Here is a 24,492-nt window from a genome sequence, read left to right on the forward strand (position 1 = left end):
TTGTCGCTTCGGAACCAATCGCCCGTCATGCCGAAATTGCGATGACGCCGCAGATTCCCTGCCGCGCCATCTTCGTATAGGGGCACAGGCGTTCCGTGTCGCGAACGAGACCTTCCGCGACAGGCAGGTCCACACCCGGCATGCGGATGGTGACGTTGGCAATCAGCGCATATCCGCCATCGACCGGATCGCGGCCGAACGATACTTCGACGGCCACCGTTGTTTCCCGGATATCGATCTGCGCGCGTTGCGCCAGCAGGCTCAGCGCACCGTGAAAGCACGCGGCGTAGCCGGCGGCAAAAAGCTGCTCGGGATTGGTGCCGCCACCCGGGCCGCCAAGTTCGGTGGGCAAGCGCAGATCGAGGACGAGACAACCGTCGTCGGATCTCGCGACGCCCGATGCACGGCCGTGCCCGGAGACGCCTCCGGAGACCGTGACCGTGGTCGTGTAGAGCGCGGCGAATTCCCGCCCCCGGTATTTGTCGAGCAGTGTCAGCGGCGGAGGTTTCAACCTCTCGTTCTCCATATGCCTCCCGGTTGCTTGCATGGCCAACGCGAGCGGTTCTCGACCCTTGCGTATCGAGGCGGTGCGTTGTTTTTCGAAGCGAATCAGCGCAATGGCGCAGGTCTTGCCTGCAAGTCGACCCTATGACCGCCATCCGAACGATGGGCCACACGCACCTGCATGCTAGGCAAAGCCGGGTCGCCGTACCAGATCGACTCGGGATGCATGGTGTTGCCTGCTCCGCACCAATCCATTGAGGACAGGAGGCGGTCGGTTGCATCGATCTCCCGGCGAATGCGGTGACGGGGCGGATTGGTGTCAATGAGGAACGGGAAAGTGTTCCGATACGGGTCTACCTGCACATGAGCCCGGCTCCTAGTATTGCGACACGGCAATGCAGCTGATCGGAGCCGTCGACGCGCCATCGATTCCGGTGACGCACGACACACGCATCGTGACGTGATTTTCCGTCGCTGATGTCGTGCCGCGAATGCAACGGCAACCTCAGGAAGTCCGCGACGCACTTTTCGACTTGCATGTGCAAGCGGCCCGTCAGCGACGCGAAATGCGACGTACATGTGAAATCGGAGGCTTGCGATGGAAACGTTGAATATCGACTGGCAGACGATGTCGCTGGCGCCGATCCGAACGGAACCCTGCATCGAAGCAGGCGCTCATCTCGTCAGCGAGCGCGAAGGGTATGCGCACCACGGAATCTACGCGGGGAACGGGCGGGTTATTCACTATGGCGGTTTTCATCGCTCCGCCAGGCGGTGTCCAGTGGAATGCATCCCGTTGTGTCGCTTCGCGGCAAACAAGGGCGTCCGTGTCCAACCGGAACCGGATGCCGTTTATACCGGGATGACCGTCGTCGAGCGGGCACGGTCACGCCTGGGTGAAGACCGATACCAGCTTCTGACGAACAACTGCGAACACTTCTGTACCTGGTGCGTACGGGGTGTCGGGCGCAGCGAGCAGGTACGCCGCGGTTTGAGGAATCCATGGATGGGCATCAGAACATTGTTCGCGTTCGCGAACGAGGTGCTTGCTTGTCGCGCGCACGTAACTTCGAGTCCTCGTGAAAAAAGGTGCTCGAAACATGCTGCGCGTTTGCCGATACGGGGCCAGACCTGCATGGCGATTTTTCTGCAAACGGTTTTCTTTGCCTACTACGTGACGAGACGAGTAATGAATATTTTTTCAATCGCCGGGCGATACACGTCACGCGTGTTCAAGGCCGGCGTGCCGGTGATTGTCGCGACCGGCTTGTCGGCGTGCGTGAATTACGCAGGCATTCATGGCGATGCGGCGATGAATGCGCCGCGGCAGTATGCGACGCAACAGAGCCTTCCATTCGAGCGCGGCCATTGGCCCACCGCCAATTGGGCCGATCAGTTCGCCGACGGCCAGTTGAAGGCGCTGATCGACGAGGCGCTGAGAAGCAGCCCGACGCTCGATCAGGCGCGTGCGCGCGTGGCGGCCGCGCAGGCCTATCGCGAATCCGCGCACGCGGGAACGATGCCGCGCGTCGATGCCAGCTACGCGCTCGCACGCCAGCAGTTTTCGGGAACGGCGCTCGTTCCGCCGCCTTATGGCGGGTCATGGCAGACGGAGAACCGCGGCATCCTCAGCGCTTCGTACGAGCTCGACCTCTGGGGCAAGAAGCGCGAGGCGCTGAAGGCGTCGGTATCCCGGCTTCAGGCGAACCGCGCTGACGAGGAAACGGTCAGGCTGACGCTCACGACGTCGATCGCGCGTACCTATAACCAGCTCGCGCGCTTGTATGTGTTGCATGACATCGCGGAACAGGAGATCGCTCGGCGCGAGCAGATCGATCGCATCACCGCCGGCCGTATCGCGACAGGGCTCGACACGCAGGTCGAGCGCGAGACCGCACGCGCGAATCTCGCGACGAGCCGCGCCGCGATGAAATCACTCGACGGTCAGCTTCTCGCGACGCGCTATCAGATCGCGGCGCTGCTGGGCGCCGGTCCCGATCGCGGATTGCAGATCGCGCGCCCGGCGCTCGGCATGGGCGACGACGTTCGTCTACCCGACAACTTGCCCGCGGATCTCGTCAGCCGGCGCCCCGATATCGTGGCTGCCCGGTGGAACGTCGATGCGATCGCGCACGACGTGAAGGAAGCGAAGGCCGAGTTCTATCCCGACATCAACCTGAGCGCCGCGATCGGACTCGACGCGTTCGGCTTCGGTCGCTTCCTGACGGCGGCGAGCCGCACGGCATCGGTCGGCCCGGCCATCCACCTGCCGATCTTCGACGCGGGCGAGCTCCGCGCGCAACTGAAGGGGCGCTACGCCGACTTCGACTATGCCGTTGCGACCTATAACCAGGCGCTCGTGACCGCGTTGAGCGAAGTCGCCACGCAAATCGCCGGCGTGCGTTCGACGGACGCGCAGCTTGTCGATGCGCAGACTGCGCGGCAAGCCGCGCTGAAAGCCGCCGAACTGGCGCTCGCGCAGTACAAGGCCGGTCTCACGAATCAACTGACCGTGTTGAACGCCGACGTCAATGCGCTTTCCGCCGATCAGAGCGTCGCGAACCTGCGCATGACCCGTCGCGATCAGCAGATAGCACTCGCGTCCGCGCTTGGCGGCGGCTTCGTCGACACGTCGTTCGCGGATTCGGAGGCCGCGGTGCGTGCCGACGTGTCCGCATCCGATACGCCTGCCGTCGCCGCGCGCTGAGCGGCGACTTATCGAATCTGCCCGGAGAATTGAAATGAGCGAAATCAACCCGCTGGTTCGCAAGCCAGTCGATGCTGCCCACGTGAGTCACGATCCGTCGCCGTCGGGAGGCGACGAGGTCGGACGCGAACCCGCGACGCGGCGGCGCGGGATGCTGTTGGCGCTGCTCGGCGTGGCGGTGGTCGCGTCGTCGATCGCATATGGCGTGTACTACCTGACGGTTGCGCGCTACCACGAGTCCACTGACGACGCGTACGTCAGCGGCAACCTCGTGCAGTTGACGCCACAGGTGGCGGGTACCGTCGTTGCGGTGAACGCCGACGATACGCAGATCGTGAAGGCGGGCGACCCGGTCGTCACGCTCGACAATGCCGATGCGAAAGTCGCGCTCGGCAACGCCGAAGCGACGCTGGGCCAGACCGTGCGGCAGGTGAGCAGTCTTTACGTGAACAACGATCTCTATGCCGCGAACGTCGCCCAGAAGCAGTCCGACCTGGCTCGCGCCCAGGACGATTTGCGCCGCCGCCAGGCCGTTGCCGACACGGGCGCCGTGTCGGCCGAAGACATCGCGCACGCACGCGACACCGTGACGGCCGCGCAGGCCGCGCTCGACGCCGCGCGTCAACAGGCGCAAGCCAACCGCGCGTTGACCGACAACACGACGATCAGCCAGCACCCGAACGTGCAGGCCGCCGCGTCGAAAGTGCGCGATGCGTATCTCGCCTACGCGCGCAACGTATTGCCCGCGCCTGTCACGGGCTATGTCGCGAAGCGTTCGGTTCAGGTCGGCCAGCGGGTGTCGCCCGGCACGCCGTTGATGGCGATCGTGCCGCTCGACGGCGTGTGGATCGATGCGAACTACAAGGAAAGCCAGTTGCGCAACATGCGCATCGGTCAACCCGTCACGCTGACAGCCGATGTGTATGGCGGCACGGTCAAGTACCACGGCTGGGTCGTCGGTTTCTCGGCGGGCACGGGTAGCGCATTCGCGAGCCTGCCGGCGCAGAACGCGACGGGCAACTGGATCAAGATCGTTCAGCGTTTGCCCGCGCGCATCCAGCTGGATCAGAAGGAACTCGAAGCGCATCCGCTGCGTATCGGCCTGTCGATGGACGTCGATGTGGATACGCACGACAACACCGGCCCACAGCTCGGCGCGGCGATGAATACGTCGTATCGCACGGATGTGTTTGCGGAATACGGCGCACAGGCCGATGCCGAGATCGAGAAGATCATCGCGCAGAACATCGTCGTCGAACCTGCGGCACAGACGGGGCGCGTCGTATCGTCGACGACTTCCGCAAAGCGCGACGCAAAGCTGCGCGCAAGCTAAATCGGCACCCGGAGTGCACGTTGCTGTCGCGCTCCGGGCGATTCAATCGTCCGACTGGCCGGATCGATGCGCCGCGCCCTGTCGAACCTTCAGAGTGGAAGCGAAATGAATTCCTCAATGCAACCTGCGCCGCCGCCGCTGACGGGCGGAAAGCTGGTTCTGGCGACACTCGCCGTCGCGCTCGCGACGTTCATGAACGTGCTCGATTCATCCATTGCCAACGTGGCGATTCCGACCATCTCGGGAAACCTCGGCGTATCCGTCGACGAGGGCACGTGGGTGATCACGCTGTTCTCGGCGGCCAATGCGGTCGCGATTCCGCTGACGGGCTGGCTCACGCAGCGTGTCGGACAGATCAGGTTGTTCGTGGCCGCCATCGTGCTGTTCGTGTTTTCGTCGTGGTTGTGCGGCGTCGCGCCGAACCTGCTCGTGCTGCTCGCCGCGCGCGTCTTGCAGGGCGTCGTCGCGGGGCCGCTGATTCCGCTGTCGCAAGCGATCCTGCTGGGCTCGTATTCGAAGGAGAAAAGCTCGACCGCGTTGGCGCTGTGGTCGATGACCGCGACCGTCGGCCCGATCGCCGGGCCCGCGCTGGGCGGCTGGATCACCGACAGCTACAGCTGGTCGTGGATCTTCTACATCAACATTCCCGTCGGCCTGTTTGCGGCCGGCGTGACGTGGATGATCTATCGGGACCGGGAGACACCCGTGCGCAAGCTTCCCATCGACAAGGTCGGCCTGATGTCGCTGGTCGTGTGGGTCGCGACGCTGCAGATCATGCTCGACAAGGGCAAGGATCTCGACTGGTTCAACTCGCCCGTGATCTGCTTGCTTGCCGTCGTCGCCGCCATCAGCTTCCTGTTCTTCCTGATCTGGGAATTCACGGAGAAGAACCCGATCGTCGATATTCGCCTCTTCGCGGTGCGTAATTTCCGCGGCGGCACGATTGCGATCTCGGTCGCGTATGCGGTGTTCTTCTCGAACCTCGTGATCCTGCCGCAATGGATTCAGGGCTATCTGGGCTATCGCTCGGTGGACGCCGGACTCGTGACGGCGCCGCTCGGGATCTTCGCCGTGATGCTTGCGCCGATGATGGCGAAGATCATGCCGAAATCCGATGCGCGGGTGCTCGCGACGCTGGCCTTCCTCGGTTTTGCGGGCGTGTTCTTCATGCGCTCGCATTACACGACGAGCGTCGATCCCTATACGCTGGTGCTGCCGACGCTGCTGCAAGGTATTCCGATGGCGCTCTTCTTTACGCCGCTTACCGCGATCATCCTGTCGGGGTTGACGCCCGACAAGATTCCGGCGGCTGCCGGCCTGTCCAATTTCGTGCGTGTGTTCGCGGGCGGCGTCGGCACGTCGTTGATCGCGACCGGGTGGAACGACCGGACGATCCTGCACCATGCGCGACTCGCAGAGCAATCGAGCGTGAACAACCCCGACTATGTGAGCGCTATCGCGCAGCTCCACACGACGCTCGGCGGCGGATTGGATCAGGCCGCGACGTTCTTCGAGCGCACGCTGAATGCGCAGGCAGCCATGCTCGCGTTGAACGATATCTTCTGGTTGTCGTCGATCATCTTCATCGTGATCATCCCGCTCGTCTGGCTCACCAAGCCCGGCAAAGGCGGCGGCGTAGCGGCAGGGGCGCACTGAAGGAGGTCGCTTTCAATCGCACGGTGATGATCGGTCGTACGCCGTCGAGTCGGAATACGCCAGACCTGTGAGGATCGGCTTCGATAGGGTGTCCGTCATTCTGGAAATGACGGACACCATTTGCTTTGATTCGACGGACGGGCCGGGTAGTCGTATCGAACGACCCGACCCTGGTCCAGACACTTCAGCCGCCCGATCAAGCCTTTCAAGCTGTTCGAAGCCCCGGAGCGCCTCCTTTTTCGCCGCAAGGAGGGGGATATAGCCGCCCTTCGTGCAGACGTCTGCACTTCAGTCATGCTGATCTCGGTACCCATTTCGTGAGCGGGTTCGTTCGGTGCGCGACGGGGTAGCCAGATCTTCTTCCCTCGTCTCATGCAAAGCGACGTTGCCGCGCGGCGGAACTGCTGCGAGGAGCGTAATGCCCGGATCGCCAGGGATCCGATCGGAGAGATGTTTGAAACCAGGGCAGCAAAGCTCGTGATGAGGATTTCGGACGCACGCTGCTCGAGGGAAGGGAGGCGCTGCGCGCTGCCGGGCGAATTGCCGGCCTGAAAGGCCGGCAACGGTGCGATACCCGGTGGCTCCGGCGCCTGGGAGGCGCCACTGCAGTCAATGCGTGATAAGTTTCCGCTCTTCTTCGCCGATTGCCGCGTCGTTCATCGCGATCATCGGCTCGACGTCGAAGCCTGCAACGCGCCATGCATCGATACCGCCGGTGAGCGGCAACGCCAGCTTGACGCCGGACAGCCGCAACTGCCTGGCCACCGACACCGAAGTCACTTCGTGCGGGCACGCACAATAGATGACGAGCGTCCGGTTCGTTCCATAGCGCTTCATGATCTGGCGAGGCTTGTGGTCATCGGCAATCACCGCGCCGGGAATGACGAACGGATCGAGCGTTCTTCGTTCGGCGGAGCGGATATCGATCACAACGGGCCGTGGATTGTTCGCGAGCAACGCATGCAATTCGCCCGCGCTGATCCGCGCCTTGCCGAGCGCGTTTGCCAGCATCTGTCTGCGGCAGTAGCCATACAGAAAGTACGGCACCGGTGCGATACCGATCACGATGAGCGCACGCCAGCCAAGATGGGCGACAAGCGCGAAGATCTCGTCGATCTGCGAAGCGAATAGCGTGCCGATAGCCAGCCCGATCGATGCCCACAGCGCAATGCCGGCACAATCGTGCAAGACAAAGGAGCGCAACCTGACGGCCATCGCGCCGCAGAGCGGAACGGCAACGAGCGACAGGCCGGGTACGAACCGCGCAACGACGAGCACGCGAACGCCCCAGCGCCCGAAAAATCGCTCTGTCGTCCTGACGCACGCGTCGCGCGACTGCGACAGCTTGCAAACGGTGTGAAGCGTGCGCTTGCCGTACCGTTTGCCGCCCTGAAACCAGATCAGGTCGCCGAGCAAGCCGCCAAGCACGGCGGCGCCCAGTATCGTCGAGAAATGCAGCAGCGTCGACGACGCCACGTGCGTGACCAGCGCAATGCCCGCCCCGACCGTGATCAATGTCGGTATGGCAGGCAGCGGCAGGCCGAGCGAAGACCCGAGCACGTTCAGGAATACGACCAACGTGCCGTACCGCGCGATCATTTCATGCGACATCATGGTGCTCTCCTTGAGGCTGGCACATACCCGATCTCGAAGATCGGTCATCGCTCTGCCTGAACCGGTCTTGCAAGCGCGGTACGGCGAGTCGGGAACGGAGCCAGCCGGGTCGCATGTCACGCGATGCCGGCCCTGGAACGACCGGTTTGCTCATCCACGGCAGGCGTCGATGCGTGCTACCTGGTGACGGACGATTCCTTCTGCGGCGAATGTTGCGCTGTCGGCAAAGCGTCCTTGCCCGAACCGCCGGATTCGTTGACGTCCTGCCGATGGCGATGCACGTCCCGCGTAACGAAGCCGATTTCGCGGCTCGGAATCTCGAACCACTCCGGGTGTCCGAACGACCGGCGAATATCCTCGAGACCACTCGCCCAATGCTCGCGCATCGTGTCCTTGCTGAATTCATAGTCCTTGTAGTGCCCCTCGAACGCCTTGTTCTTGTAGATCAGGTGCACGACATTCACCGCGCTGCCGTCCGCCGTTTTCTGCGCCTCCTGCAACATCGGGTGGGCAAGCCGCACGTGCTCGGGAATATGTTCGAGCAATGCCTTGATCATCTGCGCATGCTTCTGGTTCTGCGACATGAACGCGGTGATGGCGCGCGTGCGGCTCGAATACTGAATGTCCTTGGTGCGCTCGCTGACGTCGAGGAAATCGCCGGGCAACTTGCCTCGCGAACTCCACAGATCGAGCTGGAAAACGAGCGTGTCCCGGTGCTGGCTTTCCCGGATGATCTCGGTGAGTGGCGTGTTGGACACGAGTCCGCCGTCCCAGTAAAACTCGCCGTCGATTTCGACAGCCGGAAAGCCCGGCGGCAGTGCGCCCGAGGCGATGAAATGTTCCGGCGCCAGGCGCATCTTCGAATTGTCGAAGTAGACGAGGTTGCCCGTTCGCACGTTGACCGCCCCGACGGAGACGCGAATGTTGCCGTCATTGATGCGATCGAAGTCCGCATACCGCAAAAGCGATTCACGCAACGCCGACGTGTCGTAATAGCTGACCTGATCGGGGCGCTTCCTGCCGAATCCGGCGAAAGGCACGTGCATGCGCGGAGAGAAAAATCCGTCCTGGCCTTCCATCAGCGTGCGCGTGGCGGCCCATGCGCTCGACCACCTGCGCCCGACGTCTTCAAGCCCGGGCCACGCCGACAGGTACGCGCCGACGCTTGAGAGCGGATCGGTCGGCTGACTGATGGTGTTCCAGAAGCCGCGCAGCGCCTCGGTTCGGTCCGCGGGCGCGTTGCCGGCGATGATCGCCGTATTCAGTGCACCGATCGAAACGCCGGCGATTCGCGTCGGTTCCACACCGACTTCGGCCAACCCTTCGTATACGCCGGCCTGGTATGAGCCGAGCGCGCCACCGCCCTGCAGCACGAGTCCGATTTCGTCATAGGCGGGGAGCTTGATGCGATGGGGCTGCTTCAGCTTGTTACGCTGGCTTGAATGCATGGTGTTCTCCTTACTGCATGAACCAGCCGTGGCTGACCACGATCGATTGTCCGGTGAGCGCGTTCGACTCGAAGCCGGCCAGGAACGCAACCGTGTTCGCGACATCGGCCAGCGACGTGAATTCGCCGTCGACCGTCTCCCTCAGCATCACGTCCTTGACGACCTGCTGTTCGGAGATGCCCAGCGCTTTCGCCTGCTCGGGAATCTGCTTGTCGACCAGCGGGGTCCTGACGAAACCCGGACATACGACGTTGGCCCGGACGCCACGCGGTCCTCCTTCCTTCGCGACGACCCGTGCGAGACCGAGCAACCCGTGTTTCGCGGTGACATAAGCGGACTTCAGTGGCGAGGCCTCGTGCGAATGCACCGAGCCCATGTAGATCACCGAGCCGCCCTTGTTCGACGCGTACATGTGCCGGATCGCGGCGCGGGTCGTCAGGAATGCGCCATCGAGGTGAATGGCCAGCATCTTCTTCCAGTCGGAAAATGCGTAGTCCTCGATCCGGTTGACGATCTGGATGCCTGCGTTCGACACGAGCACGTCGATTCCGCCCAGCCGGTTCACCGTTTCGGCCAGCCCCGCATCGACGGCTTCCTCGCTGGTGACGTCCATGGCGATCGCCAGCGCTTTCCCGCCGTGGGTAACGATATCGTCGGCAACCCTGCGTGCAGCGTCGAGATTCAGGTCTGCGATCACGACCGTCGCGCCGTCTGCCGCGAGCTTGCGCGCGCACATTTCGCCGATACCGCTTGCTGCGCCCGTCACGAGCGCGACCTTGTCATTCAGTGCCATATGTCCTCCGGGGCTTATTGGTTGACCGCGAGTTTCAACGACGCGGTGGGGGCGAGGTAGTCGTACGCCACTTCGCCGATATCGAGCGTGAGATTCGCGATGATGTGGCGCGCGCCGAGCACCTTGCGAACCGGCAGATCGGCAACCGACGCGAGCGCATGCGGATGCAGTTCGAGCGCGGCGGGCCCTTCCCATGCGCCGATCACGTCGACCTCGCGCAGGAAGAAACGCACCAGTTCGCAGATGCGGGCCGAACCGTCGACGTGCGGAATGACCTTGAGCAGATAGTTGGGTGTGTCGGCGAGCTTGCGGCGCTCGACCGCCGTGTCGAGCGGGCGATACTTGTAGCCCATCGTTCCGGTGGCGATGCGTTGCGTGCCATAGTCGAGCGTGCCGAGCAGCGTGTCCTTGCCGTCGACGCAGAGCCTGGGCGAGGCGAGTTTCTTGGGAAATCCCCAGATTTCGCGCCCGGCTGCGATCGGGCCTTCATCGTCGAGGTACATCGCGTGCGTGAAATTGGCCCGATTGCCGTCCTCGTCCAGCACGGAGATCACCTGGCCGCTTTCCGTGTAGTCGCCGAATCCCGACGAATCGGGCATGCGGATGAACTCGTAATGGACGATGGCGTTGTCGACCGTCAGCGGTTCCGGGACGACAGCCCGGAGGGCATCCATGTCCGTCTCGTACGAGATGATGAAGTACTCCCGATTGATGAAACGGAAGGGCGGACGCGGATACGCCGGGTTGTGCACGGGCATCGCAAAGGCGTTGTTGCGGATATCTTCTTCTGTCACGGATCGTTCCTCGGTTGGTGAGGTGTTGAGTCACACTCATCGCATCAGCGTGTGCTGCCGCGGCCAATGACGCGCGAAGACGCAACGCGGCGAAGACTCGCCGCGTGGATTCGCACGCTTTTCTTGCGGTGTCGTGTCTGTTTGCCGGATTGCATCGGACAGCATGTGCGGCCACCGTCAGCGCCAAGCGTAGGTGATGTGGTCGTGCGGCAGTAGCGCCGCAAAGGACCTCACCATGTTGTCTTTGCGACAACAATCGACGACGGGTGGAGTGCGCGGCAAATGATCCAGGCAGGGGAAACTGTGCCGTGCAAAAGAACGCTGAGTGCCCTACAGCGCAATGACCGTGTGGCTCGACGGATCACACGCCTGTTCGCCGAGCATTGCTTTCAGATCGCGCTCGATCGTGCTGCACAGCGTCGAAATGGGAACATCGTTTGCGCCGCCCTCAAACGGATTCTCGGTGCTTTCGCCAACCTGCTCGAGCGATGTGTACATCCACGACACCGCGACGCTGCATGGCACGACGAGCCACACCATGTTGCCGTGCATGAACCCGCTCACGCTATCGTTCAGTCGGTTGAATTCGTTCAGAAGACCGAACGGAAGCGACAGGCAGAAGAACCGTACGAACAGGGAGCTGACGGTCGCGTACTGACGCGGATAGGGGAAGTTCTTGAAACGTTCCGTTTTTGACTGGAGATCGATGAATTCTCCGATTGTTTTTTGAAGCTCCATATAGAAGTTCGAATTCAGATGGCCGGCCATGTGAAGTGTCTTGAGCGAAATGCCTTGCAGGCTCAACACGCACGTTGCGATGGAAGCGGAAGAGAGCGCCTGTGCCGTTTCAGCGGGAGACAGGTATTGGGGCAATAACTCCTTGATGTCCTTTTCCCACTCCGGAACGCGATAGAACCGGCGGTACTCCGCGTTGTAGCGTTTGTTCGTGCTTTCCCAGATCCGGGGGCGACGCAGGTCGTATCGCAGCGCGGTCAGCCAGGCCAGGTGTCGATATACGAGCTTGCGGGACATCTCTTCGTCCGCAACGAAGTCGCGGGCAATTTGGCCCCAGCGGCGGCTTTTGCTCAGGATATCGGTCCAGATTTCCAGCGCGTCCATTGCGCGGTTGTACGTTTGAACGTTCTTGAAGCCGACGATGAACGACGTTGCGGTTCCGAGCAGCGCCACGATCGTCAGGGGTATCGACAGCCATGTGACGGAAAAGAATTGATACAGAACGACCGGCACGGAACCGAAAACAAGAAGCTCGTAGATTTTCCAGCGCGTCCAGATCAGGAATTCCGACAGCTTGTACGATTTTCCGAGATGCATTTCATTTGCCTCATCGACAATTCAGGTAGGTGACGAAGACGGTGTTTGGGTAACGTGCGTTCTTCCGTCACGCATCATGCCTGCGATCGATTGGGGCGGCGTGTGATCGATTGGTGTCGAAGCGGCAACATCGTGAGCACGGTTGCGGATCTACTGCGCAATGCCGCGTCGACCTACGATGATTTCGCGCGGCGGATTGCCGCTATCGACATCAACCGAGGGCAATGATCATGTCGCAGAAAATCCTGATAGTGGGTGCCGGCTTTGCCGGCGTGTGGGGCGCACTGGGTGCAGCCCGCGTGCTCGATGGTGCCGGTGTGACGAGCGGTGACGTCGAGATCACGTTGATCTCTCCGAAACCGGAACTGCAGATCCGGCCGAGGCTGTACGAAAGCGAGCCGCAGCAAATGGCCGCACCGCTGCTGCCGCTGCTCGATGCCGTTGGCGTGAAGTTTCTCGAGGGTAGTGTCGAAGCGATTTCCGTTCGCGAGAAGACGGTGAGTGTCGCGTGTTCCAGCGGCCAGAAGCAATTGCTCGCGTATGACAGGCTGTTGTTGACCAGCGGCAGCAAGTTGAGCAGGCTGCCGGTGCCGGGGCTGGCGGAACACGCGTTCTCGGTCGATCGTATCGAAGACGCGGTCGCGCTCGATGACCACTTCGCGGCGCTGGCCAGGCTGCCGGATTCGCCGGCGCGCAACACGGTCGCGGTGGTCGGCTGCGGTTTTACGGGTATCGAGGTCGCCACTGAGTTGCCCAGGCGATTGCGCGAGCGGTTTGGCGCGGACGTGACGAGTCGGGTTGTCGTGATCGGGGCGCAGGACGACATCGGTCCCGATCTCGGCCCCAATCCTCGACCGTTTGTCGCTGAAGCCTTCGCGTCGCTCGGCGTCGAGGCCGTGCTCGGCTCGCGCGTCGTATCGGTCGCGGCCGACGGCGTTCGCACTGCGTCGGGCGCGCATATCGAAGCGATGACCGTGATCTGGGCGGGCGGAATGCATGCCAGCTCGCTGACGGCACAAGTTTCGTCGCATCTCGACCCACTCGGACGTGTCGAGGTCACGCCAGATCTTCGTGTGGCCGAAGCACCGCATGTGTTCGTGGCGGGAGATGTGGCGCGGGCGCGGAGCGACGATGACGGGCACTTCGCATTGATGTCGTGCCAGCACGCAATCGTGATGGGGCAATTCGGCGGGCACAACGTCGCCGCGGATCTGATCGGCGTGCCGACGCTCGAGTACAAGCAACCGTTCTATGCGACGTGCGTCGACCTCGGCGAATGGGGCGCTGTTTACTCGGAAGGCTGGGATCGACAGATCAAGCTGACGCACGCGGAAGGAAAGGTGCGCAAGCAGATGATCAACACGCAGTGGATCTACCCGCCGGCGCCGAATCGTACCGAGGCGCTGGCAGCGGGCAATCCGCAGGCATCGTTCGACTGACCGGTCGGCGCCCCCGTGTGCGCGTCGCGAGACGCGCAGCGGGGACGGTCACGCACGCGGCAGCGGCGATGAACGTCTGCAACGGACAAGACGCTGCTGCCGCACGACAGGCGTTGCGTCAATCCACGACGGTCACGATATTGACGGTGCCTTGCCTGGCCATCTTTGCGTACGGGCACAAGCGCTCCGCGGTTCGAACCATCTCTTCCGCAATGCTTCGATCGACGCCAGGCATCCGCACCCGAACATCGACGAGCAGTGCATGGCCACCGTCCATGGGATCGCGTCCGAACGAAACCTGCACCTCCACGGCGGTGTCGGGGATCTCCATGTCGGCGCGTTTCTCGAGCAGGTTCAGCGCACCATGGAAGCACGCGGCGAACCCTGCCGCGAACAACTGCTCCGGATTGGTCCCGTTCCCGGGCCCGCCCAATTCGGCGGGCAGGCGCAGATCGACGGCGAGATTCCCGTCGTCCGAACGGACCACGCCGGATGCGCGGCCGTGTCCTGTCTCGCCGCCGGATACGGTGACGGTCGTCGTGTAAAGCGGTTGAAAGTCCCGGCCCCGATACCTGTCGAGGAGGGACAGCGGAGGGGCCTGCAGCTTCTTGTCATCCATGATGCATGCTCGAGTTCAGCGACGCGCTCCGACCCTCAGTCGATCAATTGTCGAAGCGTCTTGCGAAGAGGGCTGCACTGCCCCGGCAATTGGCGTCTTCAAGGGAGAGTGTGTAGCGGACGATCGTATGAGGAATGCGGCAGTTTTCCGGTGCAGCCCGATTCCTGTTCGTCTACGGAAGAAAGACGTTTCCATGCTAGAGGAGCGCGAATGACGCCGGTATAGCCGTGGGGGGCGATTGTATGTTTCCCGTTCGACACCAATCGGGGCGTTGGCGCGATGCGCGCCGCCGAGAATTTCCACGCGGCGCTCGGTAGCAGCGGCCGCCGGCGCGCGCAGTTGCTGCGTGCCGCGCGTCAGCGGCCCAGGCAGGCGCGCAGCGTTTGTGCGTGACGTTGCGCTTCGCCCGCATCGGCGATGTTCGCGAACCCGATGATGAGGCCGCGCGGCGTTTGTTGCGTGTGGCTGTTCGCGTACCAGATCGAGAGCGGCAAGACCGCGAGTCCCGCGTCGCGGGCGCGCGCGGCAACCGCGACGTCGTCGACCGGCCCGTCGGGCCCCTCTGCGAACCGCACCGCGAACTGGATGCCGCCGGGCGGCATTTCGACGATCAGCCGCTCGCCGAACGCCTGCCGCAATGCATGCACGATCAGCGTGCGGCGCTCGCCGTACAGCGTACGCATTCGCTTCAGATGCCGGGCAAAGTGGCCCTGCTCGATGAAATCCGCCAGGGCCGCCTGCAGGAGCGTCGGCGAGCCGGCATTCATGCTGCATGCCACGCGTTCGACGCGCTCCACCGCGCGCTCCGGCACGACCGTGTACGCAAGCCGCAAGCCGGGGTACATCGCCTTGCTGAAGGTACTGCAATAGATCACGTGATCGCGCCGGTCCAGACTCTTCAGCGCCTGCAGCGGGCGGCCGAGATAGCGAAACTCGCTGTCGTAGTCGTCCTCGACGATCCAGCCCGACGTCGTTTCGGCCCAGTTCAGCAGTGCGATGCGCCGGGCCAGCGACAGCGTGTGCCCGAGCGGGCTCTGATGCGACGGCGTCACCAGCGCAAAACGGGCGTGCGCGTCCAGTTGCATGCCGCGCTCGACGTCGATGCCCTCGGTGTCCACCGGTACCGGGACGAGCTGCACGCCGGTCTCGGACAGGAAGCTGCGCGCGAGCAGATAGCCGGGATCCTCGAACCAGACACGGTCGTTCGGACGCGCGAGGCTGCGCAGCACGAGTTCCAGCGTTGCGCGATAGCCGCTGGTGATGAACACCTGTTCCGGCACGCAGGTGACGCCGCGCGACAACCCCAGATAAGTGGCGATATGTTCGCGCAGCGGACGGTAACCGGCCGGATTCGGATAGCCGAGCAGTGCGCGATCGCCGCTGCGCGCGCGCAGCGACACGAGCCGGTGCCATACCTTGCGAGGAAATGCGTCGAACGCAGGGAGCCCGGGTTGCAACGGACGCGGCTCGCCGCTCATTGCGACGGCGATTGGCTGAGGGCGCCGTGGAGGCGGACTGTCGTGCGACGTGCCCGGTGTTCGAAGCAAGTCGGCGTTTTCGGTGCGCGGTGCCGGTTCGTCGGCACGCGCGGGCGGCGACCGCGTCAGCGATTTCGGCAGGGACGGCGAGACGAACGTGCCTGCCGCGCCGCGCATCTGCAGATATCCCTCGTCGACGAGGATCGTGTAAGCCTGTTCGACGGTGCCGCGCGCCGTGTTCAGTTGCGTCGCGAGACCGCGCAGCGCGGGCACGCGATCGCCGGGACGCAGATGTCCCGCGGCGATCGCGGTTCTGAACCGTTCGCAAATCTGCAGATAGATCGGCAACTGATGTTGCCGATTGATTTCGATGGTCAGTGTGGGTGTTTGCGTAGACATCACGGTCTCGTGGGTAACGGGAGCAGACACGGCATGGACCAGTCCGATCGACGATTCTTGGCACTGATGGATAGGACATGATTCTTCCACAATTGCGCCACGCGATGCGACGGTCATGACAGCCTTCATCCGCTACGGCGCCCGTCACGCCCCGCACGTTCAAATGCATTCATTTCGTCAGGAGATTTGCAATGAAGATCGTTGTCATCGGCGGTTCCGGCCTGATCGGCTCGCGTGTCGTCACGCTGCTCGGCGAAGCGGGCCATCAGGCGCTCGCGGCATCGCCGCGCACCGGCGTCAATACCATCACGGGCGAAGGCCTGACCGATGCGTTGACGGACGCGGACGTCGTCGTGGACGTCGCGAATGCGCCGTCATGGGAACCGCAGGCGGTGCTGGATTTCTTCCGCACGTCGGCACGCAATCTCGGCAAGGCCGAAGTGGCCGCCGGCGTGCGCCATCACGTCGCGCTGTCGATCGTCGGCTGCGACCGGATGCCGGAGAACGGCTATTTCGCGGCCAAGGTCGCGCAGGAACAGGCGATCGAAGCGGCGGGCGTGCCGTACACGATCGTGCGGGCCACGCAATTCATGGAATTCATCGGCGGAATTGCGGATTTCGGCACGGAAGGCGGTACCGTCCGTATCGGCGACGGATTGTTCCAGCCGATCGCCGCGGAAGACGTCGCGGCACTGATCGCGCAGATCGCGCTCGCCGGGCCGCTGAACGGCACGGTCGAGATCGCGGGCCCGGATCGCGCGCCGTTTGCGGAGATCGTCGCGCGTTATCTGAAGTCGGTCGGCGACACGCGCGCGGTGGTGACCGATCGCGATGCCCGCTACTACGGCGGCCGCGTCGAGGAGAAATCGCTGGTGCCGCTCGGGAATGCGCGACTCGGCCGCATCGGTCTCGACCCGTGGCTCGCAAGACACTGATTCGCGTTGGCATGTGTGGCGGTTCGCTGGCGAATGCCAGCGGCGAGCAATCGGGATGAGCGGCATGTCTGGGGGCAGCGGAAATGAATCAATCGGATACATCGGAGCATGGCGTTCGCCGTGACCTGGCCGGTCGCGCCGATGCACTGTCGGCGAGCTTCGGTGCGAGCTATGCGGGCATCCTTGCGTTCGTCGCGGTGGCGAGCGAGGGGAGTTTCACCAAGGCCGCGGAACGTCTCGGCGTCGGCCGGCCGGCCGTGAGCCGGAATGTTCAGAAGCTGGAGGCGCAGTTGAGTACGCGGCTGTTCCAGCGGACCACGCGCATGACCGAACTGACTTGCGAAGGCCAGCGATTCTTCGAAAACTGCCATCAGGGTGTCGCGCAGATCGTGGAAGCCATGAACGACATGCTGGAGCTGCGGGAGGGGCCGCCACGCGGCCTCATTCGTATCAGTTCGGCAGTGGGATTCGGCAGGAAAGTCGTTGCGCCCTTGCTGGAAACGTTTGCGCGGGCCTACCCCGACATCGTCATCGATCTGCTGCTCGACGACCGGCCGATCGACCTGGTGTCGGAACGGATCGACGTGTCGTTTCGCAATGGACGCATCGAGGATTCCAGCATCATTGCGCGGCAACTGATTCCGATGCAGATGGCGCTCTGCGCCGCACCGTCGTATGTGGCCAGGCGTGGCCTCCCGCAGAGTCTGGAGGACCTGGGTCGGCACGATTGCATCAATTTCCGTTTTGCCAGCGGTCGTGTATTCGAATGGGAATTCAATGTAGACGGCCGCTTGCAAAAGTACTTGCCGTCGTCCCGGCTTACGTTCAACGATGCGGATCTGGTGTTGCGCGCAGTTCTGAACGGATCGGGCATTGCGCAGATGGCGGGCTACCAGATTCGCGACCATATCGCATCGAACGAGCTCATTGTCGCGCTGGCGAAGCATGTGCCGGAAGATCGCGGCCACTATATCTGCTATCTCAGCCGGCAACATCTTCCGACGCGCATTCGTATCTTCATCGACTTCATGACCGAGCAGATACGCGCACTCGACCTGAACTGCATGACGCGGTTCAACCCGGATATCGCAAACGCTTCGTCGGCGGGACTGGCGGCGTGAAGCGTACGTGAAAGGTACCGGGGCGCCACGATAAATCCGTGCGAGAGCCGTTCGCGCTGTCCGCCGTACTTGGCGGCCGCGCCGAACTTGCCGAAAGGGGCAGGACGCGCCTGTTCCTCATGGCCGGATGTCACCGGATCGCATGCGCCGCAGCGGCTCCCATCACAGCAAGCAGACGCGACGCAACGTGACCGTTCTCAGATACACGGATTTATCGAGCCACGGCACGAACACATACTCGTCGTATGCGTCGCAGCCGACCAGAATCCAGTGGGACAGAACGTTGGACATGATGGTCTCCTCGACCCCGTTCGTTTCGGTGTGAAGGGCGTCGACGCATCGCGGTCGTCATGCGTCGTGCCCACACCCGCTATACCCGGCAAGCACGGCGCTTATTCCCGGCGCCATGCCACGCATTTCTTGCGCGGATGTTGCCCGTCGCTGGAATAAACGGGCATGCTCCGCAGTATGCCGATCAAGCACCGGACGCATCGAGGGGAGGCGCCAATGGACGACAAGGGGAGGCAGACCCGGACCCTTCCGGGTCGATCGCGGCGTGATCTCGACGATGCCGGGAAACCGGCGTCGCCGCATGACCGGATGCGCAACACCGCACGAAGGCTGCAGCTCGCGTCCGGCATCCTGTTGTGGCTCTATATTTCCATTCACATGGTCAATCACGCGCTCGGCATCTGGTCGATCGATATCGCCGAGCGCGCGCTGCACCTGGCGATCGGGCTCTGGCGAAGCGTGCCCGGAACGATCCTGCTGTATGGCGCGGCCGGCCTGCATTTCGCGCTGGCGATCCGCACCATCTACGGCCGTCGGCACTGGGCGCTGCCGCCCGCCGAATGGCTCCGTCTGTGGGCCGGCCTCAGCCTGCCCATGCTGTTGATCCGCCACGTCGTCGGCACACGGGTTGCGACGTCGTTCTACGGCTTTGAACCGAACTACGAACGGGTCATCGTGTCGCTCCTCACGAGCGGCACGCAGGGCCTGCAGATCGCGCTGCTCGCGCCGGGGTGGCTGCACGGCAGTCTCGGGCTGTGGTTTCATTTGCGCCGGCATGCGTTTTGGCATCGCGCAAGGTTCGTGCTGCTGGCCGTGCTCGTGCTGCTGCCCGTGTTGTCGGCGGCGGGCTTCGTGCAGATGACGCGCGCGGTCGTGCCGGGAAGTCTCGCGGTACCGGCACCCGACGCGGCGCTGGTTGCGCACCGCGCCGCGCTCGACAGCTGGCGGCATCTCCTCGTTGCCGGTTATCTGTCGCTGATTGTGGCGGCCTTCGTTGGCGGTCAATTGCGAAACCGGCTCTCCAGCGGCGCGGTGCGCGCGCCGTCCCGCGAGCAAAGGTGAACCGGCGCATGAACACGCCCGCGCCCGCTCGTGGTTCGCCTTCCGCGCGCGTCGACTGAACCCCGCACGGACGTGCGCTGGCCGGGCAAAGTCTGCTGACAGGAATTGGCAGGGGCTTCGGCGATACTGTGCGCTTTCGCATCCATCGATCCGCGGCACCCGCCGCATCTCCTTGCAATGACCACCATCCAAGTTCCCGTCCCGCTGAAGGAATCGCTGGGCGAACAGCAGTTCCACACGCTGTCCGACGTGCTGCATTCGATCGAGCCTGCCTTCGACCGGGCGGCGTTTCTTGCGACGGCGCTCGACGGCTTCGACGATTTGACGCTGATGGAGCGCGTCAGGCGCGCCAGCGTTGCGATCGACACGGGCGCGCGGTCGCTATCCGGCGGATACGAGGCCGTGCTGGCGTTGTTGCAGGAGGCGGCGCCACGCTTCGGCCGCGGGTTTGTCTCGCTCATCGCGCCCGACTATGTGGGGCAGTACGGTCGGCATGCATTCGACCGTTCGATGGACGCGCTGAAATATTTCACGCCGTTCGGCACGTCGGAATTCGCGGTGCGTGAATTCCTGCGCATCGACTGCGCGCGCGCACTCGCAATCATGGAAACGTGGGCGCACGATGCGGACGAAGCAGTCCGCCGGCTGGCAAGCGAAGGCAGTCGCCCACGCCTGCCATGGTCGTTCCGGCTCCGCGAGATCGAGGCCGACCCGGCGCTGGCCGCGCGGATTCTCGACACGCTTCGCGCGGACTCCAGCGCTTATGTGCGCCGTTCGGTCGCGAATCACCTGAACGACGTGGCGAAGACGCATCCGGCCTGGGTGCTCGATCGAGCCGAACGATGGGGCGACGACCATCCGCATACGCGATGGATCGTCCGTCACGCACTTCGCACCCTCGTGAAGCAGGGCGACGCGCGGGCGCTCGCGATCCTGGGTGCCGAAAGCGCGCCTCGCCTGGGAATCGGCCCGTTCGGCGTGACGCCCGCGCAGGTGGTGCTCGGCGAATCGATCACGCTCGCCTGCGAGCTGCACTCCACGGCCGAGACGGCGCAGCGACTCGTCGTCGATTATCGGATCGGCTATGTGAAGCAAAACGGCGATGCGTCGCCGAAGGTGTTCAAGCTGAAGGTACTGACACTCGAACCCGGCGAGCGCATCACGCTGCGGCACAGCCGGGCGATGCGCGATTTCACGACGCGCCGGCATTATGCGGGCCGGCATGAGGTCGAGCTGATCGTCAACGGCCAGGTCGTGGCGCGATCGTTCTTCGAACTCGCGGTGTGAGTGGGCCGTTTGCCGGCCTCACGCCGCCTTGAGCGCGGAAAGCTGCAGCGCCTGTGCGAAACGGGCCAGGGTAGAGATCGATCCCGTCACGCTTTCGTACCGCTCGCGTCCAATCTGTCCGTCGAGTATGACCAGCATGCCGGCGTCGCGGGCGAGCGCGACGAGCGCCAGCGTGTCGAGTGCGGCCGTGTCGGACTTTTCGGCCGGGTTGACGGTCTGGTTGCCCGATTCGGAACGATAGATGGCGTGTGACATGACGTCTCTCCTGGTGGCCTGCAACCGGTGTACCGCGCAGCCGGTATCCGTGAGGTCAGTATCGTTGCCACGCCAGTGCGATTCAATCAGCGTGCTCTGAAGCTGCGGTAGGAATCGTGCAGATATCGTCGGCGGATTCCTACACGGCACGCGGTTTCGGTGAAGCGGTGCGTCGTGCCGGTCGCTTTGTGCGACGCCGTGCATACCGGCATCCGATTGCGCGCCAGTTATCGGCGGCGGATTGGGAGCAGGTGAACAGGTCGAGATCGATGCCGAGCCAGCCGAGCGACGCGCAGATTCGCTCGCGCAATGGCGCGGCGAGGTCGGCGAGGCGCGCCTCGCGCGGTACGGCCACATTGGCGTGCATGGGCGCCGCTAAGGCGAAATCGGGACGCGCGGGGCCAACCGCGTGTCAACGCAAGGCGGGTGTATTGCGTCATGCATCGCCGGCTTGCTGCTCGAACAAGCGCGTTTGGCAGGGTCAACATGCAGGTCCGGGGCGCGCCGGACACGATGCCCGAGGCGGTTCGCGTACGATTTTCCGGAATTTGAAGCTTGTTATAAAAAAGTCTCGTCTACCTCGTCAATTGAGCCGACCCGGCGTGGCTCGATCGGTCATGATGCAGTCGAGTGCGGCCGGTCAAAATAGCACTTGACGTTCCAATTTCGCCTTATATGCTTTCCACGGGGCGCAAGTAATCCATCTGGAAAAAAGCAATCGGATCGGCGGAGATTTCTCGTATTGTTTCAGTTTTTCGTCGGATATCCACGATTCGGTGTCTGTCTGGTTTTCTTGATTGTTCCGGGTTGGGTGAGTAAATCCGTGTCGCGAATGTTGCATTATTTAGTCGTGGTGCGTGCATTGATTTACTATCCGATCGAAATATTTCGATATGTAATTTTCAGGGGCATTGCCCGATGACCGGCTACGGATCGCGCTTGCCTCGGCGACTTTGGTCGTATCACAAGGCAACTACCGTCTCGCATCAGTACGGGCGGCACGCCCCATATCTACAAGCGCGATATACCCGGTCGATTCAAACAGGTGCGCGCTGACTCATATCATGCCGACGATGGCTAATCCTGAATGCGTTCGATGCGCATGGATCATTGATTTCCGCATATTGATTTGACGGGATTGTTGATGATTTATGGATGTGGTCGGGCGGTAATTTAAAAATATACAGAAAAAATCGATTTACGATTTCTCGTGGTGCAACGCTGGCAGAGCCTTGTCCATTAAAGGAGTAACCGGTCATGAATCGAATCAAACACGATGAAAGTCAATGTTTAGAAAGCACAACTGGGCGCATTCCACGTACGTGTTCACTTGCTCTGGCCTTGTTGCTCACGTTCGGCACGGTGGCGACGGGCCACGCAGCGCAGGTGCTGACCCGCCACGTTCGCGCAGGCGCCGATGTCGGCGTGGCCGCACCTGTGATCGACGTTCTCGCCGACCGGCGGATGGTGCTCGACGTGGTGTTGCCGCTACGAGATCAGAAAGGGCTCGACGCGTTCGTCGCGGACGTGACCAATCCGCTCAGTCCCAACTTCCGTCACTACTTGACGCCTGCCGAATTCAGCGCACGATTCGGACCGACACGAACGGATTACGATACGACCGTGCAATATCTCGTCGCACACGGTCTGACCGTGACCGGCGGGAGCCTCGACGGCATGGACGTGCAGGTGACGGGGCCTGCGTCAGCCGTCGAAGCCGCCTTCAACCTTCGGCTGCACTATTATCGGCATCCGACCGAGCACCGGTTGTTCGTCGGCCCCGACCGTGAGCCGACCACCTCGATGGCCGTTCCGCTTTGGCACGTCTCCGGGCTCGACAACTATTCGATTCCGCATCCGCTGTTCGTCAAGAAGGGCAACGACGCGAAAGCACAGGGCGTTCGCCCCGATACGGTCGTCGCCCGCGCCACGACGGGATCGGGTCCGTCAGCGTCGTTCCTGGGGAGCGACATGCGCGCGGCCTACTATGGCGGCACCAGCCTGACGGGCGCGGGGCAACACCTGGGCCTGCTTGAATACGCCGGAACCGAGCTGGCCGACCTCGGCACCTATTTCACCAACAGCGGCCAGACCAACCGGGTCCCGGTCACGCTGCTTTCGACCGACGGAACCAGTACGTCCTGCGATCCGAGTACGTGCGACGACAGCGAACAGACGCTTGACCTGACCCAGGCGCTCGGCATGGCGCCCGGACTTGCGAGTCTGACGATGTATGTCGGCTCCACGGATACGGCCATCCTCAGCGCAATGACGACCCACCAGCCACTGCCGATGACGATCGGCTGCTCGTGGGGGTGGACGCCTGCCGATCCGTCCACCCTGGACCCGTACTTCAAGAAGATGGCCGCCCAGGGGCAATCGTTCTTTGCGGCGTCCGGTGACAACTCGACCTGGTCGACGTCCAACGAGGCATGGCCTGCCGACAGTGCGTATGTCATTTCCGTTGGCGGGACCGATCTGACGACCGGCTCCGCAGGCGGCGCGTGGAAGTCGGAAACGGCCTGGAGTGATAGCGGCGGCGGCATCTCGCCCGATCAGGTCGCGATTCCGTCCTGGCAGAAGATCAGTGGCGTGATCAATGCCGTCAACCGTGGCTCCCGGACCTATCGCAATGGGCCGGACGTGTCCGCCAACGCCGATTTCACCTTTTATGTGTGCGCCAATCAGAGCGGCTGCACCGCGAACGAGTATGGCGGGACCAGCTTTGCCGCGCCGATGTGGGCCGGCTTCGCCGCGCTGGCCAATCAGCATGCCGCCGCTCTGGGGCAAGCGCCCGTTGGCTATTTCAACCCGGTGATCTACGCGCAGAACGAGATCAATGGCGCGTTGACACCCGCATATACCGCGAACTTCCACGATATTGCGAGTGGCACGTCAGGGAGTTACCCGGCGGTGAAGGGCTACGATCTGGTCACCGGGTGGGGCAGTCCCAAGGCGGATCTGATCATGTCGTTAGTTAAGTAATCCTTCTCATATGCGCTCTTCGAAAATTGCATGGATGGAAAAACCTGGGCTGTCCCCGGTTGTAGCGTCGATGACATCGACAAGCTGATTGATCAGCGCTTACCTGACGTACCGATGTGCACGTGTCCGATATAAACCCGTCACCGTGGAGAGGGCAAGGAAATGTATAAAAAGCGATATGGAGTGATGTTGCGATCGGCTTTGGGCGTCGCGTGGGCCGCCGTGCTGGCAGGGGCATCTCTCGGCACGAGTGCCGTCATGGCCGCGCCGTCTTCGGCTTCGTCGTCGAATACCTGTCAGGCAGCGTGGAAGGCCGGTCAAGTCTATACGCGAGGGAATGTCGCATCAGTCGGCACAACAAACTATCAGGCTAACTGGTGGACCCAGGGCCAGAATCCTGTGTCGAACAGCGGTGCGGCCGATAGTGGCCAGCCGTGGAC

19 protein-coding genes are annotated in these 24,492 nt (G+C 62.9%); 9 read left to right on the plus strand and 10 right to left on the minus strand.

Annotated features, from left to right (window positions below):
- Positions 1–25 precede the first annotated feature (25 nt).
- Positions 26–526 (minus strand): Ohr family peroxiredoxin, encoded by a 501-nt coding sequence (locus ACTRWB_RS36060; RefSeq protein ID WP_446904706.1) that lies wholly within the window; start codon positions 524–526, stop codon positions 26–28.
- Positions 527–1,102: 576 nt separating this feature from the next.
- On the opposite strand from ACTRWB_RS36060, the gene ACTRWB_RS36065 reads away from it, so the two are divergent.
- The 3 genes from ACTRWB_RS36065 (at position 1,103) to ACTRWB_RS36075 (ending at position 6,200) form a co-directional block, all read left to right on the plus strand.
- A complete protein-coding gene (locus ACTRWB_RS36065) occupies positions 1,103–3,211 on the plus strand; it encodes an efflux transporter outer membrane subunit (RefSeq protein ID WP_446904707.1) in 2,109 nt (702 codons plus the stop codon).
- A gap of 34 nt (positions 3,212–3,245) precedes the next feature.
- Positions 3,246–4,544 carry an HlyD family secretion protein gene (locus ACTRWB_RS36070; RefSeq protein WP_446904708.1) on the plus strand — a complete coding sequence of 433 codons (1,299 nt, stop codon included), beginning with the start codon at positions 3,246–3,248 and terminating at the stop codon, positions 4,542–4,544.
- Positions 4,545–4,649: 105 nt separating this feature from the next.
- Complete coding sequence (locus ACTRWB_RS36075) at positions 4,650–6,200, plus strand: DHA2 family efflux MFS transporter permease subunit (protein ID WP_446904709.1); 1,551 nt, start codon at positions 4,650–4,652, stop codon at positions 6,198–6,200.
- A 609-nt stretch (positions 6,201–6,809) separates the two neighbouring features.
- Here the strand turns inward: ACTRWB_RS36075 and ACTRWB_RS36080 are convergent.
- The 5 genes from ACTRWB_RS36080 to ACTRWB_RS36100 form a co-directional block, all read right to left on the minus strand.
- Positions 6,810–7,862: a VTT domain-containing protein gene (locus ACTRWB_RS36080; RefSeq protein WP_446904710.1), complete on the minus strand. Its 1,053-nt coding sequence runs from the start codon at positions 7,860–7,862 to the stop codon at positions 6,810–6,812.
- Between the two features lie 128 nt (positions 7,863–7,990).
- A complete protein-coding gene (locus tag ACTRWB_RS36085) occupies positions 7,991–9,262 on the minus strand; it encodes a DUF3734 domain-containing protein (protein ID WP_446904711.1) in 1,272 nt (423 codons plus the stop codon).
- 10 nt (positions 9,263–9,272) lie between these two features.
- Positions 9,273–10,055, minus strand: a complete 783-nt coding sequence (locus ACTRWB_RS36090) for a 3-hydroxybutyrate dehydrogenase (protein ID WP_343495225.1) — start codon at positions 10,053–10,055, stop codon at positions 9,273–9,275.
- Positions 10,056–10,069: 14 nt separating this feature from the next.
- Positions 10,070–10,849 (minus strand): acetoacetate decarboxylase, encoded by a 780-nt coding sequence (locus ACTRWB_RS36095; protein ID WP_446904712.1) that lies wholly within the window; start codon positions 10,847–10,849, stop codon positions 10,070–10,072.
- A gap of 330 nt (positions 10,850–11,179) precedes the next feature.
- Complete coding sequence (locus ACTRWB_RS36100) at positions 11,180–12,181, minus strand: bestrophin family protein (RefSeq protein WP_446904713.1); 1,002 nt, start codon at positions 12,179–12,181, stop codon at positions 11,180–11,182.
- Positions 12,182–12,411: 230 nt separating this feature from the next.
- On the opposite strand from ACTRWB_RS36100, the gene ACTRWB_RS36105 reads away from it, so the two are divergent.
- Positions 12,412–13,620, plus strand: a complete 1,209-nt coding sequence (locus ACTRWB_RS36105; protein WP_446904745.1) for an NAD(P)/FAD-dependent oxidoreductase — start codon at positions 12,412–12,414, stop codon at positions 13,618–13,620.
- A 118-nt stretch (positions 13,621–13,738) separates the two neighbouring features.
- Here ACTRWB_RS36105 and ACTRWB_RS36110 read toward each other — a convergent pair whose 3' ends face one another.
- Positions 13,739–14,239 carry an Ohr family peroxiredoxin gene (locus tag ACTRWB_RS36110; RefSeq protein WP_446904714.1) on the minus strand — a complete coding sequence of 167 codons (501 nt, stop codon included), beginning with the start codon at positions 14,237–14,239 and terminating at the stop codon, positions 13,739–13,741.
- A gap of 356 nt (positions 14,240–14,595) precedes the next feature.
- The gene (pdxR, locus tag ACTRWB_RS36115; protein WP_446904715.1) at positions 14,596–16,116 is read right to left on the minus strand and encodes a MocR-like pyridoxine biosynthesis transcription factor PdxR; all 1,521 of its coding nucleotides are present in this window, start codon (positions 16,114–16,116) and stop codon (positions 14,596–14,598) included.
- Between the two features lie 191 nt (positions 16,117–16,307).
- Between pdxR and ACTRWB_RS36120 the strand changes: the two genes are divergently transcribed.
- Positions 16,308–17,051: an SDR family oxidoreductase gene (locus tag ACTRWB_RS36120; protein ID WP_446904716.1), complete on the plus strand. Its 744-nt coding sequence runs from the start codon at positions 16,308–16,310 to the stop codon at positions 17,049–17,051.
- 83 nt (positions 17,052–17,134) lie between these two features.
- A complete protein-coding gene (locus ACTRWB_RS36125; protein ID WP_446904717.1) occupies positions 17,135–18,172 on the plus strand; it encodes a LysR family transcriptional regulator in 1,038 nt (345 codons plus the stop codon).
- 162 nt (positions 18,173–18,334) lie between these two features.
- On the opposite strand, the gene ACTRWB_RS36130 is transcribed toward ACTRWB_RS36125, so the two are convergent.
- A complete protein-coding gene (locus ACTRWB_RS36130) occupies positions 18,335–18,463 on the minus strand; it encodes a hypothetical protein (protein ID WP_264299697.1) in 129 nt (42 codons plus the stop codon).
- Between the two features lie 177 nt (positions 18,464–18,640).
- Between ACTRWB_RS36130 and ACTRWB_RS36135 the strand changes: the two genes are divergently transcribed.
- On the plus strand, positions 18,641–19,525 hold the full coding sequence (locus ACTRWB_RS36135) for a hypothetical protein (RefSeq protein WP_446904718.1): 885 nt from the start codon (positions 18,641–18,643) through the stop codon (positions 19,523–19,525).
- A gap of 177 nt (positions 19,526–19,702) precedes the next feature.
- On the plus strand, positions 19,703–20,812 hold the full coding sequence (locus ACTRWB_RS36140; RefSeq protein WP_446904719.1) for a DNA alkylation repair protein: 1,110 nt from the start codon (positions 19,703–19,705) through the stop codon (positions 20,810–20,812).
- A gap of 18 nt (positions 20,813–20,830) precedes the next feature.
- On the opposite strand, the gene ACTRWB_RS36145 is transcribed toward ACTRWB_RS36140, so the two are convergent.
- Positions 20,831–21,067, minus strand: coding sequence for a hypothetical protein (locus tag ACTRWB_RS36145; RefSeq protein WP_446904720.1), 237 nt, complete (start codon positions 21,065–21,067; stop codon positions 20,831–20,833).
- 1,257 nt (positions 21,068–22,324) lie between these two features.
- Between ACTRWB_RS36145 and ACTRWB_RS36150 the strand changes: the two genes are divergently transcribed.
- Positions 22,325–24,052, plus strand: coding sequence for a S53 family peptidase (locus ACTRWB_RS36150; RefSeq protein ID WP_446904721.1), 1,728 nt, complete (start codon positions 22,325–22,327; stop codon positions 24,050–24,052).
- The last annotated feature ends 440 nt before the right edge of the window (positions 24,053–24,492 follow it).

The sequence above is a fragment of the Burkholderia sp. YIM B11467 genome (genome assembly GCF_052952715.1).